This is a genomic window from Hydrogenophaga sp. L99, assembly GCF_058731905.1.
In genome coordinates this window covers 4,135,106-4,149,862 of sequence record NZ_CM178972.1, presented here as the reverse complement: position 1 = coordinate 4,149,862, position 14,757 = coordinate 4,135,106, and the positions used below count along the sequence as shown (strand labels likewise).

Here is a 14,757-nt window from a genome sequence, read left to right as displayed (position 1 = left end):
CGCATCAAACGCTCGGTGACATGCTTGGTGGCTGGCCTCTACCAACCATTGGCGGACGGCCTGTGCATTGCACACAGGCCCGAACCAAGTCGTCTTCTGCAGTCGGGGTCAGAAGACACTCAAAAATACTTCTTGGATGTTTTTCGCGAGCCGGCAGGCCGTTGAGAAACCGGTTCAGAAGCCGATTTTTGGGTGTGCTCTGAAAGCACCAAAGGCTGGAGGCTCTTTCGAGCACTCCAGCCCCTGAAGGGAACCGAATTACTTCAGTTCAGCCTTGGCACCGGCTTCCACCAGTTTCTTCATGGCGGCTTCGGCGTCGGCCTTGGCAATGCCTTCTTTCACGTTCTTGGGTGCGCCGTCGACCAGGTCTTTGGCTTCTTTCAGGCCCAGACCGGTGATTTCGCGAACGGCCTTGATGACGGAGACCTTGTTGGCGCCGGCTTCCAGCAGCACAACGTTGAACTCGGTCTTCTCTTCAGCAGCAGCAGCGGCACCGCCACCAGCAGCAGCAGGAGCGGCCATAGCGGCAGCGCTCACGCCAAACTTCTCTTCGATGGCTTTCACCAGGTCGTTGAGTTCCATGACCGTCATGCTGTCCAGCGCGGTCAAAAATGCGTCTTTATCGAATGCCATTTTGATTTCCTAACAATTGGTTTAAACGAACGTGCCGTGCATCAAGCAGCGGCAGCGTCTTCTGCCGGTGCGGCGGTCTCGGCTGCAGGTTCTGCAGCAGCTTCTGCCGGTGCGGCAGCGCCTTCGCCTTTTTTCGCGGCCAGCGCGCCCAGCACAACGGCCGTACGCGACATGGGCGACATCAGCAAGCCACACAGCTGTGCCAACAACACTTCTTTCGAAGGGATGCTTGCGAGCTTCTTAACGCCTTCGACGTCCAGGACTTTCCCACCGTAAACGCCACCGCGAATGACCAACTTGTCGTTGGTTTTTGCGAAGTCGGCCACCACTTTCGCGGCAGCCACAGCGTCTTCAGAGAAGCCATAGATCAACGGACCGGTCATCTGGTCTGCGGCCACTTCAAATGCGCTACCTGCCACCGCACGGCGGGCCAGGGTGTTTTTCAACACGCTCAGGCTGACACCGTTGCTGCGGGCTGTGACGCGCAGTTTGTCCATGTTCGCGACCGTGATGCCACGGTATTCCGCCATCACGAGCGTTTGAGCTTTAGCGGCGAGGCTGGTCACTTCGGAAATGACCGCTTCTTTCTCACTGCGATTCAGACTCAAGGTCTACTCCTTAAATGTGCTTGCGGCCCAACGGCCTTCAGCACGCCTCATTGCAGCGACCAACTGTTTCGGGAACCTTGTTCCATCTGCAGCGGGATCGCCATCTGCGTTGGCTTGTCACAATTAAGTCAAACCGCACCCCGAAGGGCACCGTTCAACACCAACGGTCTTGGATGGCTCCGGGGCCAGGCAGTCAAGCTGCCTAACCCAAGACCCACCACACCCGGGCGCCGCACTTGTTCACGCGGCGTCCGAATTTTCTTCAAGCGATCAGGCCGAGATGGATTGCATGTCGACGCGAACGCCCACACCCATGGTCGACGACACCGCCACTTTGCGCAGGTAAACACCCTTGCTGGTCGCTGGCTTGGCTTTGGTCAGCGCGTCCAGCAAGGCCACCAGGTTGCCCTGGAGCTTGTCGCTGTCGAACGAACGGCGGCCAATGGTGCCGTGCACGATACCGGCTTTGTCCACACGGAACTGCACCTGGCCAGCCTTGGCGTTGCGCACCGCTTGAGCGACGTCAGGCGTCACGGTACCCACCTTGGGGTTGGGCATCAGGCCACGGGGGCCCAGGATCTGACCCAGGGTACCCACCACGCGCATGGCGTCAGGCGAAGCGATGACCACGTCGAAGTCCATCTTGCCAGCCTTGATGTCGGCAGCCAGATCGTCCATACCGACGATGTCAGCACCGGCGGCTTTGGCTTCCTCGGCCTTGGCGCCTTGGGCGAACACGGCCACGCGTTTGGTCTTGCCGGTGCCGTTGGGCATCACGACGGCGCCACGCACCACCTGGTCGGACTTCTTGGCATCCACGCCGAGCTGAATCGCCACGTCGATGGACTCGTCAAACTTGGCGTTGGCGCAGTCTTTGATGATGGCCAGAGCGTCGGTCAGTGCGTACAGCTTCATGCTGTCAACCTTGCCGGCAAAGGCTTTCTGTTTTTTGGTCAGCTTGGACATTTACACACCCTCCACAATCACGCCCATCGAGCGGGCCGAACCGGCGATGGTGCGCACAGCGGCGTCCACATCGGCAGCGGTCATGTCTTTCATTTTGACCTTGGCGATCTCTTCAAGCTGAGCGCGGGTGATCTTGCCAACCTTCTGCTTGTTCGGCACGGGCGAACCCTTGTCCAGCTTGATGGCCTTCTTGATCAGGGTCGTCGCAGGCGGCGTCTTGATGATGAAGGTGAAGCTCTTGTCTGCAAAGGCCGTGATGACCACGGGCAACGGCAGACCGGGCTCAACGCCTTGGGTCTGGGCGTTGAACGCCTTACAGAATTCCATGATGTTCAGTCCGCGCTGACCCAGCGCTGGACCGATTGGTGGGGAAGGGTTGGCCTTACCAGCTGGCACTTGCAGCTTGATGAAACCGACGATTTTTTTCGCCATGGTTTTACTCCTGCGAGTCCAAGCGGCTGCAAACTGCAGCCTCCTCGCGGCTTTCGGCCCGAATCACAAAAATACCAACAACCGCTTCGGGCCGACCCTTGCGGTTGCTGCTGCCACGGCCTAACGCCACGGCAGTTTAAAAAATGTCCGCTCTTTCAGCGGAAGACTCAGGTCTTCTCCACCTGGCTGAATTCCAGCTCGACGGGCGTTGCGCGACCAAAAATGGTCACCGACACGCGCATCTTGTTCTTTTCGTAGTTAACCTCTTCCACCGTGCCATTGAAGTCGGTGAACGGGCCTTCCTTGACGCGAACGTATTCACCTACCACAAACTCCACCTTGTGGCGGGGCTTATCGGTACCTTCCTGCATCTGGTTGACGATCTTCTGAACGTCTTCTTCAGAAATCGGAGCAGGACGGTTCTTGGCACCACCCACAAAGCCGGTCACCTTGTTGGTGTGCTTCACCAAGTGCCAGGTGTCGTCGTCCATCACCATTTCCACCAGCACATAGCCGGGGAAGAACTTGCGTTCCGTGGTGCGGCGTTGGCCGTTTTTCATCTCGACCACCTCTTCGGTGGGCACCAAAATGCGGCCAAATTTGTCTTGCATGCCAGCGCGGTTGATGCGCTCGATAATGTTGCGCTCAGCGGCTTTTTCCATGCCCGAATAGGCATGCACCACATACCAGCGCATGCCTTCTGCGGCAACGCCGTCGGTCACAGGGCTTTGTTGATCGCTCATTATTATCTCCAGCCCAAGATCAGGTCGTAAAACACCCATTCCAGGGTCTTGTCGGTCAACCAGAGGAACAGCGCCATCACAAAGACAAACGCAAACACATAGGCCGTCATCTGGATCGCCTCTTTGCGGGCAGGCCAGACCACCTTCTTGGTTTCACGCCATGCATCGCGGCCAAAAGCCAGCAACTGCTTGCCCGACTCCGAAACGCCAAAAACCACCACCGAGGCGATCATTGCAGCGATCAGCGCGCCCCACTGCACAAGCGAACCTTGGGCAGACAGAAGATAGAACGCAACAAAGCCACCGAGCAACAACGCAACAGCGACGGCCAGTTTGGCCTTGTCGGCACTGGTGTTGACGGTTTGAACTTCGGAAGTGGCCATGAGAATCCAGACGATGCATTACAAAATTTCGCGCCACCGAAGCCAGAAGCTTGAGACACGCAAGCCCACCAGAGGTCACAACGACTTCGGTGGGCTTGTTGACCACAAAACAGAGGGAATCAAATTCCGGCTTGCTGCTGTTCGGTGGCAGGGGCAGTAGGAATCGAACCTACAACCTTCGGTTTTGGAGACCGACGCTCTGCCAATTGAGCTATACCCCTACTGGCTATACCCCGCTATGGGCAATCAGGCAATGATCTTGGCAACCACACCGGCGCCGACGGTACGACCACCTTCGCGAATGGCGAAGCGCAGGCCTTCTTCCATGGCGATGGGGTTGATCAGCTTCACGGTGATCGACACGTTGTCACCAGGCATGACCATCTCTTTGCCTTCTGGCAGCTCGATGGAGCCGGTCACGTCGGTCGTACGGAAGTAGAACTGTGGACGGTAGTTGTTGAAGAACGGCGTGTGACGACCACCCTCGTCTTTGGACAAGACATAGATCTCGCCGGTGAAGTGGGTGTGTGGCTTGATCGTGCCGGGCTTGCACAGCACTTGGCCGCGCTGCACGTCTTCGCGCTTGGTACCGCGCAACAGGATACCGACGTTGTCGCCAGCCTGACCCTGGTCCAGCAGCTTGCGGAACATTTCCACGCCGGTGCAGGTGGTCTTCTGGGTGTCAGCGATACCAACGATTTCGATTTCTTCGCCGACTTTGACGATACCGCGCTCGATACGACCGGTCACCACGGTGCCGCGACCGGAGATGGAAAACACGTCTTCCACGGGCATCAGGAAGGCACCGTCCACAGCGCGGTCTGGCGTTGGGATGTAGGTGTCCAGCGCTTCAGCCAGCTTCATGATGGCCTCTTCACCCAGGGGACCCTTGTCGCCTTCGAGGGCGAGCTTGGCAGAGCCGTGAATGATGGGGGTGGCATCGCCAGGGAACTCGTACTTGTCGAGCAGCTCGCGCACTTCCATTTCCACCAGCTCGAGCAGCTCGGCGTCGTCGACCATGTCGCACTTGTTCAGGAACACGATGATGTAAGGCACGCCCACCTGGCGGGCCAGCAGGATGTGCTCGCGGGTCTGGGGCATGGGGCCGTCAGCGGCCGAGCACACCAGAATAGCGCCGTCCATCTGCGCGGCGCCGGTGATCATGTTTTTCACATAGTCAGCGTGGCCGGGGCAGTCAACGTGGGCGTAATGGCGGTTGGCCGTTTCGTATTCCACGTGGGCGGTGTTGATGGTGATACCGCGGGCCTTCTCTTCCGGAGCCGCATCGATCTGGTCGTAGGCCTTGGCGGAGCCGCCATACTTGGCCGACAGCACGGTGGTGATGGCCGCGGTCAGGGTGGTTTTACCGTGGTCAACGTGACCGATGGTGCCAACGTTGACGTGCGGCTTGGTCCGCTCAAATTTCTCTTTTGCCATTTTTCAGCTCCAAAATCAAAATTGCCGAAACACCAGAACAAATATGGTGCCCTTGGCGGGAATCGGACCCGCGACCTCTCCCTTACCAAGGGAGTGCTCTACCACTGAGCCACAAGGGCCAAGACACCCAGATCAACTGGACACCTCAGAAAATTCACTGCATCGCCTGTAAAAACTAACCAACCGTCAACACAATTTGGAGCGGGAGACGGGAATCGAACCCGCGTCATCAGCTTGGAAGGCTGGGGTTCTACCATTGAACTACTCCCGCACAAAGAAACCAGAACCACATAGTCCGGGCAACCCTGAGCGCGACATCCCAATCGCTCTTAGATCACATCAACTGCTGGTGGAGGAGGCTGGATTCGAACCAGCGTACGCGTTAGCGGGCAGATTTACAGTCTGCTGCCTTTAACCACTCGGCCACCCCTCCGTAGCGCAGCCCAGAATTATGCCATGGTTTTCACGACTTGCACCAGTCTTCTGAGCAATGTCGCAGAGTCACCACCGAATGGGTGTCCATTTTTGCGTGATGAGCCACTGGTTGACCCGCCCAAAGTGACCGCACCCTATGAAAGGCGCGGGGCCGCGGTTGGCCGACAGGGGCGATGGGTGGTTGGCCATCAACACGGCGTGGCGGCTGGCATCGATGAGGCCTGCTTTCTTTTGCGCGTGGGCACCCCACAGCAGGAAGACCTTGGGCGGGCCACCGTCGCTGCAATGGCGAATCACCGCATCGGTGAGCGCTTCCCAACCTTGGCCGGCATGGCTGGCCGGTTGGCCATCCTCCACCGTGAGGCAGGTGTTGAGCAGGAGCACGCCCTGCTCTGACCATCGCACCAGGGAACCGTTTGTGGGCAGAGGCAGCCCCAGATCGCGCTGCAGTTCTTTGAATATATTGCGCAAACTGGGCGGTGGCTTGACGTCGGGTGCCACGGAAAAGGCCAGACCCTCGGCCTGTCCATGCCCGTGGTACGGGTCTTGACCCAGAATGACCACCCGCACCGCATCGGGCGCTGTGAGTGTGAGCGCGCGCAAGGGTTGCGGCGGATAGATCACCGCACGCGCGGCACGCCGCTGCTGCAAAAAAGTCTGCAAGCGGGCACCTTCAACCGAATGGCGAAAAACCTCGATGATGGACGCCCAGCCGGGCTGTAGGCCAGCATCGATCAGGTCATGGCCTGCCGGGCTGGGTGCGGCATCGGTTGCACCATCCAGGTCGAACACAGCCTGCATGGGCTTCCAGCTCAGGCGAACAGCTCGGCCAGCGCCAGACCGGGCTCGGGGGCGCGCATGAAGGTCTCGCCCACCAGAAAGGCGTGCACGCCCGCGCTGCGCATGGTTTGAACATCGGCGCGCGACACGATGCCAGACTCGGTGATCAGCAAACGGTCGGCGGGCACGTCGTTGAACATGTCCAGCGTGGTCTTCAGCGTCACGTCGAACGTACGCAGATTGCGGTTGTTGATACCCAGCAGGCGGGTCTTGAGCTTGAGCGCGCGCTGCAGTTCTTCGCGGTCGTGCACCTCCACCAGCACCGCCATGTTCATGCTGAGGGCCAGCGCCTCCAGGTCGGCCATTTGCGCGTCATCCAGGCAGGCGGCGATCAGCAGGATGGCGTCGGCTCCCATCACGCGGGCCTCGTAGACCTGGTAGGGGTCGACCATGAAGTCTTTGCGCAACACGGGCAGGTCGCAGCTGGCGCGGGCTTGTTTGAGGTAGTCGGGGCTGCCCTGGAAAAACTGTCGATCGGTGAGCACCGACAGACAGGCTGCGCTGACTTGCCCATCGCCCGCGGCGTAGCTTTGTGCAATGTCGGCGGGGATGAAGTCTTCGCGGATCACGCCTTTGCTGGGGCTCGCTTTTTTGATCTCGGCAATGACGGCCGCATGGCCAGCGGCGATCTTGGCCCGCAAGGCGCCTTCAAAGTCGCGCGTAAGCACGCGGCTCTCGGCATCGAAGCGCACCACATCCAGCGGTTTTTTTCGCTGTGCAGCGGCGATCTCTTCGTGCTTCACAGCCACGATTTTCTGGAGGATGTCGCTCATTTTGGGTTCTCTGCGTTGGGTTTTTCGGTCAGATTCGGCGGGCTGGCAGGCGGGGGCACCGGGTTTTTCAGGATGCGCAAAAACACGCGGTGCATGACCCAGCCCGCCGCCACGAACAGCAGTGAGATGCCGATCGCGATCCAGGCGCCTTCGTTTTGTAGCCAGACGGGCATGGTGCCTGCGCCACTCAGGGGCCCACGCTGGCCGTGTTCAGCTGGCTGAATGCGGTCAACTCGGCGAGCTTGCGGGCCGCCGCGCCGGAATCAATGGCGCGGCGGGCCAGCACAATGCCCTGCGCCATGTCGTCGCAGACATTGGCCGCGTAGAGCGCCACGCCCGCGTTGAGCGCCACGATGTCGCGCGCGGCGCGAATGGCGGGCGCATCCTGGGCCTCCAGCACGCCCATCAGCATCGCCTTGGAATCGTCGGGCGTTTCCACGCGCAGGGTGCGGTTGCTGGCCATGGTGAGACCAAAGTCTTCGGGGTGAATTTCGTATTCCGTGATCTCACCGTTTTTCAGCTCGCCCACCATGGTGGCGGCGCCCAGACTCACCTCGTCCATGCCGTCGCGGCCATACACCACCACCGCGTGCTCAGCGCCCAGGCGCTGCAACGCACGCACCTGAATGCCCACCAGATCGGGGTGGAACACACCCATCAGGATGTTGGGCGCCGAGGCCGGGTTGGTGAGCGGACCCAGGATGTTGAAGATGGTCTTCATGCCCAGCTCGCGGCGCACCGGCGCCACATTTTTCATGGCGGGGTGGTGGTTGGGCGCGAACATGAAGCCCACGCCCACCTGTTCGATGCAACGCGCAATCTGATCGGGCATGAGGTGGATGTTGACGCCCAGGCTTTCCAGCACGTCGGCGCTGCCGCTCTTGCTGCTGACGCTGCGCCCACCGTGCTTGCTGACCTTGGCACCCGCCGCTGCCGCCACAAACATGGAGCAGGTCGAAATATTGAAGGTGTGTGAACCGTCGCCACCCGTGCCCACGATATCCACCAGGTGGGTCTTGTCGGCCACGTGCACCTTGGTGGAAAACTCGCGCATCACCTGCGCGGCAGCGGTGATCTCGCCGATGGTTTCCTTTTTCACGCGCAAACCGGTGATGAAGGCCGCCATCATCACCGGCGACATCTCACCGCTCATGATCATGCGCATCAGGTGCAGCATCTCGTCGTGAAAAATCTCGCGGTGCTCGATGGTGCGTTGCAAGGCTTCCTGCGGGGTGATCTTGTGGCTGTGGGGCATGGGTGACTCCATTGACTTATTGAGCGGGATTGTCCGACATGGCCAGCTTGAGGCCAAAGCCGATAAACAGGGCGCCGGCGGCACGGTCCAGCCAGTGCAGGGTGCGCTGCACAGCGCCTACGCGTTGCGAAGCCCAGCCGGCGAGCCAGGCGTAGCCAAAGTTGATCGGCAGCGAATTGAGGTTGAACAGCAGGCCCAGCAGCAGGAAGGTGGTGACCTTGTCGGGCGTGCCAGGCGCGATGAACTGCGGCACAAAGGCCAGGAAAAACAGCGCCACCTTGGGATTGAGCACATTGGTGAGGAAACCCCGGCGAAAGATACGACCCAGATCGGCCGGTTCACGCACCGCTGCGCCGGCCGCCGGCACCACCGGCGAACCGCCTCTGGCCAGCAGCAGCTTCACGCCCATCCACACCAGGTAGGCGGCGCCCGCCCACTTGAGCACGGTGAACGCCGTGGCCGAGGTGGCGAGCAGCGCGCCCACGCCGAGCGCTGCCGCAAAAACGTGCACGAAGCAGCCGCTGACGATGCCCAACGCGGCCACAATGCCGGCGCGCACCCCGCTCTTGAGCGCGGTGCTCACGATGTAGAGCACGTCGGGACCGGGCGTGAGGTTGAGCAACCAGCCCGCCGCGATGAACATCAGGAGTTGCGGGGTATCTGGCATGCAGCGCGCCTGTCGGGTGTTCAGTAGGGGCCGGTGCGCACAGCGCTGGCGGTCTCAGCCGGCGCTTCGGCGAAGAAGCGGCGCACGGTGGCGATGGTGTGGTCGATACCGGCCGCGTCCACGTCGAGGTGGGTGACGAAGCGCAAGCCGATCAGGCCTGTGGCCAGCACGCCATTCGCTTTCAGAAAGTCGAGCAGCGCGGGCCCGCGGGCGCCGGCCACATCCACAAACACGATGTTGGTTTCACCCGACTTCACCATCAGACCATCGATGCCTCGTAGACCCTCGGCCAGGCGCCGCGCGTTGGCGTGGTCATCTGCCAGCCGCTCCACATGGTGGTCCAGCGCGTGCAGGGCACAGGCGGCCAGCAGACCGGCCTGGCGCAGCCCGCCACCGGCCATCTTGCGGATGCGGCGGGCGCGGTTAATCAGCTCCTGCGAGCCGCACAATGCCGAACCCACCGGCGCGCCCAGGCCCTTGCTGAAGCAGACCGACAAGCTGTCGAAATGGTCGGCAATTTCGCGCAAGCGGCTGAACGCGGCCTGCCCGGCAGCAGCCGAGGCCACCGCGGCGTTGAACACCCGCGCGCCGTCCAGGTGCGTGGCCAGCCCACGCTCACGCCCCAGTGCCGTGGCGTCCCGCAGGTAGTCGTCAGGCATCACATGGCCGTTCCAGGTGTTCTCCAGACACAGCAGGCGGGTGCGCGCGAAGTGCGGGTCGTCGGGCTTGATGGCGGCCGCGATGTCGGCCAGCGCCATGCAGCCCTGCGCGTCTTGCGTCAGCGGTTGTGGTTGCACGCTGCCAAACACCGCCGCGCCACCACCCTCGTAGCGGTAGGTGTGGGCCAGCTGGCCGACGATGTATTCGTCGCCCCGGCCGCAGTGTGCCAGGATGCCGCACAGGTTGCTCTGCGTGCCCGAGGGCATGAAGAGCGCGGCTTCTTTGCCGGTGATGGCGGCGATGCGCTCCTGCAGCGCATTGACCGTGGGGTCGTCGCCAAACACGTCGTCGCCCAGGGGTGCCGCCATCATGGCGGCGCGCATGGCGGCGGTGGGTTGCGTGACGGTGTCGCTTCTGAGATCAACCAACATCAACTGTCCTTTCAGGATCACCAAGTACTTAACCAGTGGCACCGCGGAACTGGCTTTGCCAGGCCGCTGGTGCCGTCCCCCTCCCGCCGCAGGCGAGAGAGGGGGCCGAGGACCGCGGCTCCCAAGCCTGCTCAGGCAGGCTTGGACAGAACGAGGAGGCATCGCCTCTGGCGATGTCGCGGCCTGCAAGGCGAGCGAAGCGGCGCAGGGGGTGCTTCATATCTTCTGCTCCAGGAAGTTTTTCAGCATCGCGTGCCCATGCTCGGTCAGGATGCTCTCGGGGTGAAACTGCACGCCTTCAATCGCCAGCGTCTTGTGCTTCACGCCCATGATCTCGCCGTCGGGCGTCCAGGCCGTGACCGTCAGGCAGTCGGGGCAGGTCTCGCGCTCGATGGCCAGCGAGTGATAACGGTTCACCGTGAACTGCTCGGGAAGGTTGGCGAACACGCCTTCCTGCGTGGTGGTGATCTGAGAAGTCTTGCCGTGCATGAGCTCCTGCGCACGGATGATCTTGCCGCCGAAGGCTGCGCCGATACTCTGGTGGCCCAAGCACACGCCCAGGATCGGCAGCTGGCCCGCGAAGTGCTGGATGGCTGCCACCGAAATACCCGCCTCAGCCGGCGAGCAGGGGCCGGGGGAAATCACCAGGCGGTCGATCTGGCCGGCATCGAGCCGACGCTGGATCTCGTCCACCGTGATCTCATCGTTGCGCACCACGGTCACGTCAGCACCGAGTTCACCGAAGTACTGCACGATGTTATAGGTGAAGGAGTCGTAGTTGTCGACCATCAAAACCCTCATACCGTCACTCCTGGTTCCTCAATTGAAAGCAACTTCAAGGTCAATCGCTTCAGCTCCTGTTGTCGGAGATCGATGACCTGACTGTTCCAGTCATCGTGCTGACTCAGCCATTGCGAGGCTTTGACATAGCTGGTATTGACTCCAACAGCCTGGGACTTGGCCAAAGACTTTGTCATGAACAAACCGGAGTTGCCATACGCCGCTTGTTTGACAGAAAAATAATCGCGCCCCAAAGAGGCGTTGATCGGCTTTTCCAGCAAGGTGAGGTTTCCCATCAGTGACTTGTAGCGGTCATAGTCGGCCACTTTGTCGAATGACTCGCGCAATGCCACCGTGGGATTGTTCGGCAACACATGCTCGACTTCAAACTTTGTGAAATGGGCCACGCGTGCCTCACCAAGCGGTGAGCCTGCCAAGGACTCAAGGTACTGCGCCAGGCGGCACAGCAGGAACCGGCAAGTCAGCTTCCGCTCCAAGCCCAACCGATCCAACGACGCAGATACCCGGGGAGAGAGTCGCTGGATTTCCTTGTTGATCCAGACTTGCATCCAAGCGTCCAACAGTCTGTCAAATTCCGGATTGGTTTTGTTTTGTGCGATCCAGCCCCCCAACTTGGGCGCAATGTCAGCAAATATGGCGTCCAAGACCTTGGTCGGCTCTTGCGCCAACACATATGTCACGAACAAACGCTCCAGATGCCCCGTGACCACACGCAGCGCCTCCGCTGTCAACTCCTGACATGCCAACAGCACGATCAAATGCTGCCGCGCTCGGCCCGACAGGGCGTAGATACTGGACAGCGGAACGTCAGGCTCTGCAACGAAGCGCTTGTATGCCATGGCAGACACTTGCAATCGCTTCGCGAACGCGATCGGCTCACTGGTAATTCCAATTTTCTCTTTGTGCTCAGACAACCACTCGTACAAATCATCTTCCGTGAGCGGCTTGTTTTTTTTGCGCGCTTCAGGGAAATTAGCCAACACGAAGTACCGCAGAAAACGCAGCGGTTTTTCACCACGCCCGGTCTTCTCAATGGTATGCACCATCTCCTTCCAGACAGTTGTCAGCTTGTCGAACTCGTCCTTGGGAACCTGCATAAACAACAGGTTTTTGAGCAGGTCCAACGCATTGAGACCCACACCCCTGTCGTTGATCGTTTCAAATATCCTCAGCGCGTCACTGATGCCCAACGTTTGTATGCGCACCAGCCTTACGCGCTTGGTCATGTGCGCCTGAAACTTTCGAATAGCATTCACATCGCTTTGAAACTGCTCCAGCAGAAACTCCGATGCAGTTTCGTATGCCTGCAACATATTGCGTGCGGAGTTTGGCAAACGCTGTCCGTCGCCAAGTGCTGCTGCCTTCCCGTGCGCCAGAGCATCAAGCACATCCCCGGCATCCTCATACAACGGCCTCAAGCGAAGCCGGGCACCCGTTGTTCCGTCAAGCTTTTGATACTGATCCTTGATCATGCCTTCAAGAAACCCGATGGATTCGACGTCGTTCAGTGCCTTGCGTCTGTCACGTATGGCGCACAACACAAGAAACAAGGTTGTGATGCGCTGCTGTCCATCAATCAGCTGAAAGACTCTATCCGAATCCAGATACGCCACAATGCTACCAATGAAGTATTCGCCGGTTGTGGCAGATCCGTTTTCATCAAACAAGGCATCGAACGCATCGTTCAGCAATGAACTGACCTGTGGGGCCTTCCAGACATACTCCCTTTGAAAAGCGGGGATTTCGTAGAAAGACTCCTTGAAGACTTCTTCGACCGTTGGGTGTTTGACTTCGATCTGCATACTTCCCTCCTGATTTATTCCAGGCCTTCTTCCACCAGCTCGGCCGCACGCAGCAGCGCGCGCGCCTTGTGCTCGGTCTCTCTCCATTCCATTTCAGGAATGGAGTCGGCCACCACACCAGCGGCCGCCTGCACGTAGAGCATCTGGTCTTTGATGATGCCGGTGCGGATGGCGATGGCCACGTCCATGTCGCCGGCGTAGCTCAGGTAACCGCAGGCACCGCCGTACAGGCCGCGCTTGGTCGGCTCCAGCTGGTCAATGATCTCCATGGCATGCACCTTGGGCGCACCGGTCAGCGTGCCCGCCGGGAAGGTGGCTTTCAGCACATCCATGTTGCTCATACCGTCCAGCAGCGTGCCCTCCACGTTGCTCACGATGTGCATCACGTGGCTGTAGCGCTCCACCGCAAAGGCCTCGGTCACCTTCACGCTGCCGATTTTGGCGATGCGGCCAATGTCGTTGCGCGCCAGGTCGATCAGCATCACATGTTCGGCGCGCTCTTTCGGGTCGTTCACCAGCTCGATCTCAGTCGCCTTGTCTTTCTCGGGCGTGGCGCCTCGCGGGCGGGTACCGGCGAGCGGGCGGATGATGACCTTTTGGCCCTCGTCCACCTGCTCCTGCCGCACCAGAATCTCGGGCGAGGCGCCCACCACATGGAAGTCACCGAAGTGGTAGTAATACATGTACGGGCTGGGGTTCAGCGAACGCAGCGCGCGGTACAGGCTGAGCGGGCTTTCGGTGTAGCGCTTCTTGATGCGCTGGCCCACCTGCACTTGCATGAAATCGCCACCGGCGATGAGTTCTTTGGCGCGCTCCACCGCAGCCAGGTAGTCGGCCTTGGCGAAGTCGCGCTCGGCCGGGTAGCTCTGGCTGGGCTTCACCACCGGCGCGCTCACCGAATACTTCAGCGCCTCTTTCAGCTCGCGAACCCGCCTCTTGGCATTGGCGTAGGCCTCGGGCTGGGCTGGGTCGGCGTAAACGATCAGGTAGAGCTTGCCCGAAAGGTTGTCGATGACGGCCAGCTCTTCGCACTGCAGCAACAAAATGTCGGGGCAACCCAGGGTGTCGGGCGGGCACGAGTTTTCGAGTTTTTTCTCGATGTAGCGCACCGCGTCGTAACCAAAGTAACCCGCCAGGCCACCGCAGAACCGCGGCAGACCCGGGCGCAGCGCCACTTTGAAACGCTGTTGGTAGGCGGCGATGAAGTCCAGCGGGTTGCCATGGTTCGTTTCCACCACGGCGCCGTCGCGCACCACCTCGGTTTTGGCCTCGGCGCCGAAGCCGCTGGCCCGCAGCAGCGTGCGCGCCGGCAGGCCGATGAAGCTGTAACGGCCAAAACGCTCGCCGCCAACCACCGATTCGAGCAGAAAGCTGTATTTGCCGTCGCCGCGCCCATGGGCGAGCTTGAGGTACAGCGAGAGTGGGGTTTCGAGGTCCGCAAACGCTTCGGCCATCAGCGGGATGCGGTTGTAGCCCTGGCTGGCCAGGCTTTTGAATTCAAGTTCGGTGATCATGTTCAGACGCTCCATCGGCCTCTTGCTGCGCCGCAGCGGGGGAAACCGTTTTTCTGGGGTGCCCGGTCAGGCGCGCTGCCGGGTTCGGGGAGTGGGGTGGCGCGGGCGGGGGTCCATGGGGCAGACCGGAACCTGCGCACCGCCGGGGGGAAGTGCACGTTTACGCTGGCTTGCGCCAGGGCCAGGCTCCCCGGCCATTGCGGCTCGGCAGATTGCCCGTGAGGGTTGTGCGTGTGTTGAACATGGGTTGAAAGTGTAGCAAAGCTGCCGCGCACATGACGACGGCTTTCAGGCCACCCACGGCGCCCCCCGGCAAAACCCTGTTGATTTCAGGGGCCCAGCTGGTCAAAATGCAGTTTTACGAACAACCGTTCGTT

Annotated in this window: 16 protein-coding genes and 4 tRNA genes; all 20 read right to left on the bottom strand. The window is 60.5% G+C overall.

What is annotated here, in order from left to right; genetic code table 11:
* Window positions 1-258 precede the first annotated feature (258 nt).
* The 20 genes from rplL to trpE all read right to left on the bottom strand — a co-directional run bounded on the left by rplL (window position 259) and on the right by trpE (window position 14,380).
* Complete coding sequence (gene rplL, locus AC4QBL_RS19865) at window positions 259-633, bottom strand: 50S ribosomal protein L7/L12 (protein WP_472901753.1); 375 nt, start codon at window positions 631-633, stop codon at window positions 259-261.
* 41 nt (window positions 634-674) lie between these two features.
* On the bottom strand, window positions 675-1,241 hold the full coding sequence (gene rplJ, locus AC4QBL_RS19860; RefSeq protein ID WP_472901752.1) for a 50S ribosomal protein L10: 567 nt from the start codon (window positions 1,239-1,241) through the stop codon (window positions 675-677).
* Window positions 1,242-1,511: 270 nt separating this feature from the next.
* Entirely contained in the window at window positions 1,512-2,207 is a 696-nt protein-coding gene (gene rplA, locus AC4QBL_RS19855; protein WP_472901751.1) for a 50S ribosomal protein L1, read from the bottom strand.
* Window positions 2,208-2,639 carry a 50S ribosomal protein L11 gene (gene rplK / locus AC4QBL_RS19850; RefSeq protein WP_304838858.1) on the bottom strand — a complete coding sequence of 144 codons (432 nt, stop codon included), beginning with the start codon at window positions 2,637-2,639 and terminating at the stop codon, window positions 2,208-2,210.
* A gap of 167 nt (window positions 2,640-2,806) precedes the next feature.
* A complete protein-coding gene (nusG, locus tag AC4QBL_RS19845; RefSeq protein WP_472901750.1) occupies window positions 2,807-3,382 on the bottom strand; it encodes a transcription termination/antitermination protein NusG in 576 nt (191 codons plus the stop codon).
* Between the two features lie 2 nt (window positions 3,383-3,384).
* Window positions 3,385-3,765 carry a preprotein translocase subunit SecE gene (secE, locus tag AC4QBL_RS19840; protein WP_472901749.1) on the bottom strand — a complete coding sequence of 127 codons (381 nt, stop codon included), beginning with the start codon at window positions 3,763-3,765 and terminating at the stop codon, window positions 3,385-3,387.
* Window positions 3,766-3,910: 145 nt separating this feature from the next.
* Window positions 3,911-3,986 (bottom strand) — tRNA-Trp (locus tag AC4QBL_RS19835).
* Between the two features lie 25 nt (window positions 3,987-4,011).
* On the bottom strand, window positions 4,012-5,202 hold the full coding sequence (gene tuf, locus AC4QBL_RS19830; RefSeq protein ID WP_472900126.1) for an elongation factor Tu: 1,191 nt from the start codon (window positions 5,200-5,202) through the stop codon (window positions 4,012-4,014).
* 44 nt (window positions 5,203-5,246) lie between these two features.
* A tRNA-Thr gene (locus tag AC4QBL_RS19825) sits at window positions 5,247-5,321 on the bottom strand.
* Between the two features lie 78 nt (window positions 5,322-5,399).
* A tRNA-Gly gene (locus tag AC4QBL_RS19820) sits at window positions 5,400-5,473 on the bottom strand.
* Between the two features lie 76 nt (window positions 5,474-5,549).
* A tRNA-Tyr gene (locus AC4QBL_RS19815) sits at window positions 5,550-5,635 on the bottom strand.
* Between the two features lie 68 nt (window positions 5,636-5,703).
* Window positions 5,704-6,438, bottom strand: a complete 735-nt coding sequence (locus tag AC4QBL_RS19810; RefSeq protein WP_472907241.1) for a uracil-DNA glycosylase — start codon at window positions 6,436-6,438, stop codon at window positions 5,704-5,706.
* A gap of 11 nt (window positions 6,439-6,449) precedes the next feature.
* Window positions 6,450-7,250 carry an indole-3-glycerol phosphate synthase TrpC gene (trpC, locus tag AC4QBL_RS19805; RefSeq protein ID WP_472907240.1) on the bottom strand — a complete coding sequence of 267 codons (801 nt, stop codon included), beginning with the start codon at window positions 7,248-7,250 and terminating at the stop codon, window positions 6,450-6,452.
* Window positions 7,247-7,423: a hypothetical protein gene (locus tag AC4QBL_RS19800; protein ID WP_472907239.1), complete on the bottom strand. Its 177-nt coding sequence runs from the start codon at window positions 7,421-7,423 to the stop codon at window positions 7,247-7,249. The genes trpC and AC4QBL_RS19800 overlap by 4 nt, the downstream gene beginning before the upstream one ends.
* A gap of 14 nt (window positions 7,424-7,437) precedes the next feature.
* Entirely contained in the window at window positions 7,438-8,505 is a 1,068-nt protein-coding gene (gene trpD, locus AC4QBL_RS19795; protein ID WP_472907238.1) for an anthranilate phosphoribosyltransferase, read from the bottom strand.
* 16 nt (window positions 8,506-8,521) lie between these two features.
* On the bottom strand, window positions 8,522-9,172 hold the full coding sequence (locus AC4QBL_RS19790) for a LysE family translocator (protein WP_472907237.1): 651 nt from the start codon (window positions 9,170-9,172) through the stop codon (window positions 8,522-8,524).
* 20 nt (window positions 9,173-9,192) lie between these two features.
* Window positions 9,193-10,263 (bottom strand): low-specificity L-threonine aldolase, encoded by a 1,071-nt coding sequence (gene ltaE / locus AC4QBL_RS19785; RefSeq protein WP_472907236.1) that lies wholly within the window; start codon window positions 10,261-10,263, stop codon window positions 9,193-9,195.
* 216 nt (window positions 10,264-10,479) lie between these two features.
* Window positions 10,480-11,064: an anthranilate synthase component II gene (locus AC4QBL_RS19780; RefSeq protein WP_472907235.1), complete on the bottom strand. Its 585-nt coding sequence runs from the start codon at window positions 11,062-11,064 to the stop codon at window positions 10,480-10,482.
* Window positions 11,061-12,866, bottom strand: coding sequence for a DUF262 domain-containing protein (locus AC4QBL_RS19775; RefSeq protein ID WP_472907234.1), 1,806 nt, complete (start codon window positions 12,864-12,866; stop codon window positions 11,061-11,063). The genes AC4QBL_RS19780 and AC4QBL_RS19775 overlap by 4 nt, the downstream gene beginning before the upstream one ends.
* A 14-nt stretch (window positions 12,867-12,880) precedes the next feature.
* On the bottom strand, window positions 12,881-14,380 hold the full coding sequence (gene trpE, locus AC4QBL_RS19770; protein ID WP_472907233.1) for an anthranilate synthase component I: 1,500 nt from the start codon (window positions 14,378-14,380) through the stop codon (window positions 12,881-12,883).
* Window positions 14,381-14,757: the final 377 nt, after the last annotated feature.

Coding starts and splice junctions, on each gene's coding strand:
- rplL (WP_472901753.1), bottom strand. CDS start 633: ATGGCATTCGATAAAGACGCATTTTTGACCGCGCTGGACAGCATGACG.
- rplA (WP_472901751.1), bottom strand. CDS start 2,207: ATGTCCAAGCTGACCAAAAAACAGAAAGCCTTTGCCGGCAAGGTTGAC.
- rplK (WP_304838858.1), bottom strand. CDS start 2,639: ATGGCGAAAAAAATCGTCGGTTTCATCAAGCTGCAAGTGCCAGCTGGT.
- nusG (WP_472901750.1), bottom strand. CDS start 3,382: ATGAGCGATCAACAAAGCCCTGTGACCGACGGCGTTGCCGCAGAAGGC.
- secE (WP_472901749.1), bottom strand. CDS start 3,765: ATGGCCACTTCCGAAGTTCAAACCGTCAACACCAGTGCCGACAAGGCC.
- tuf (WP_472900126.1), bottom strand. CDS start 5,202: ATGGCAAAAGAGAAATTTGAGCGGACCAAGCCGCACGTCAACGTTGGC.
- AC4QBL_RS19810 (WP_472907241.1), bottom strand. CDS start 6,438: ATGCAGGCTGTGTTCGACCTGGATGGTGCAACCGATGCCGCACCCAGC.
- trpC (WP_472907240.1), bottom strand. CDS start 7,250: ATGAGCGACATCCTCCAGAAAATCGTGGCTGTGAAGCACGAAGAGATC.
- AC4QBL_RS19800 (WP_472907239.1), bottom strand. CDS start 7,423: ATGCCCGTCTGGCTACAAAACGAAGGCGCCTGGATCGCGATCGGCATC.
- trpD (WP_472907238.1), bottom strand. CDS start 8,505: ATGCCCCACAGCCACAAGATCACCCCGCAGGAAGCCTTGCAACGCACC.
- AC4QBL_RS19790 (WP_472907237.1), bottom strand. CDS start 9,172: ATGCCAGATACCCCGCAACTCCTGATGTTCATCGCGGCGGGCTGGTTG.
- ltaE (WP_472907236.1), bottom strand. CDS start 10,263: ATGTTGGTTGATCTCAGAAGCGACACCGTCACGCAACCCACCGCCGCC.
- AC4QBL_RS19780 (WP_472907235.1), bottom strand. CDS start 11,064: ATGAGGGTTTTGATGGTCGACAACTACGACTCCTTCACCTATAACATC.
- AC4QBL_RS19775 (WP_472907234.1), bottom strand. CDS start 12,866: ATGCAGATCGAAGTCAAACACCCAACGGTCGAAGAAGTCTTCAAGGAG.
- trpE (WP_472907233.1), bottom strand. CDS start 14,380: ATGATCACCGAACTTGAATTCAAAAGCCTGGCCAGCCAGGGCTACAAC.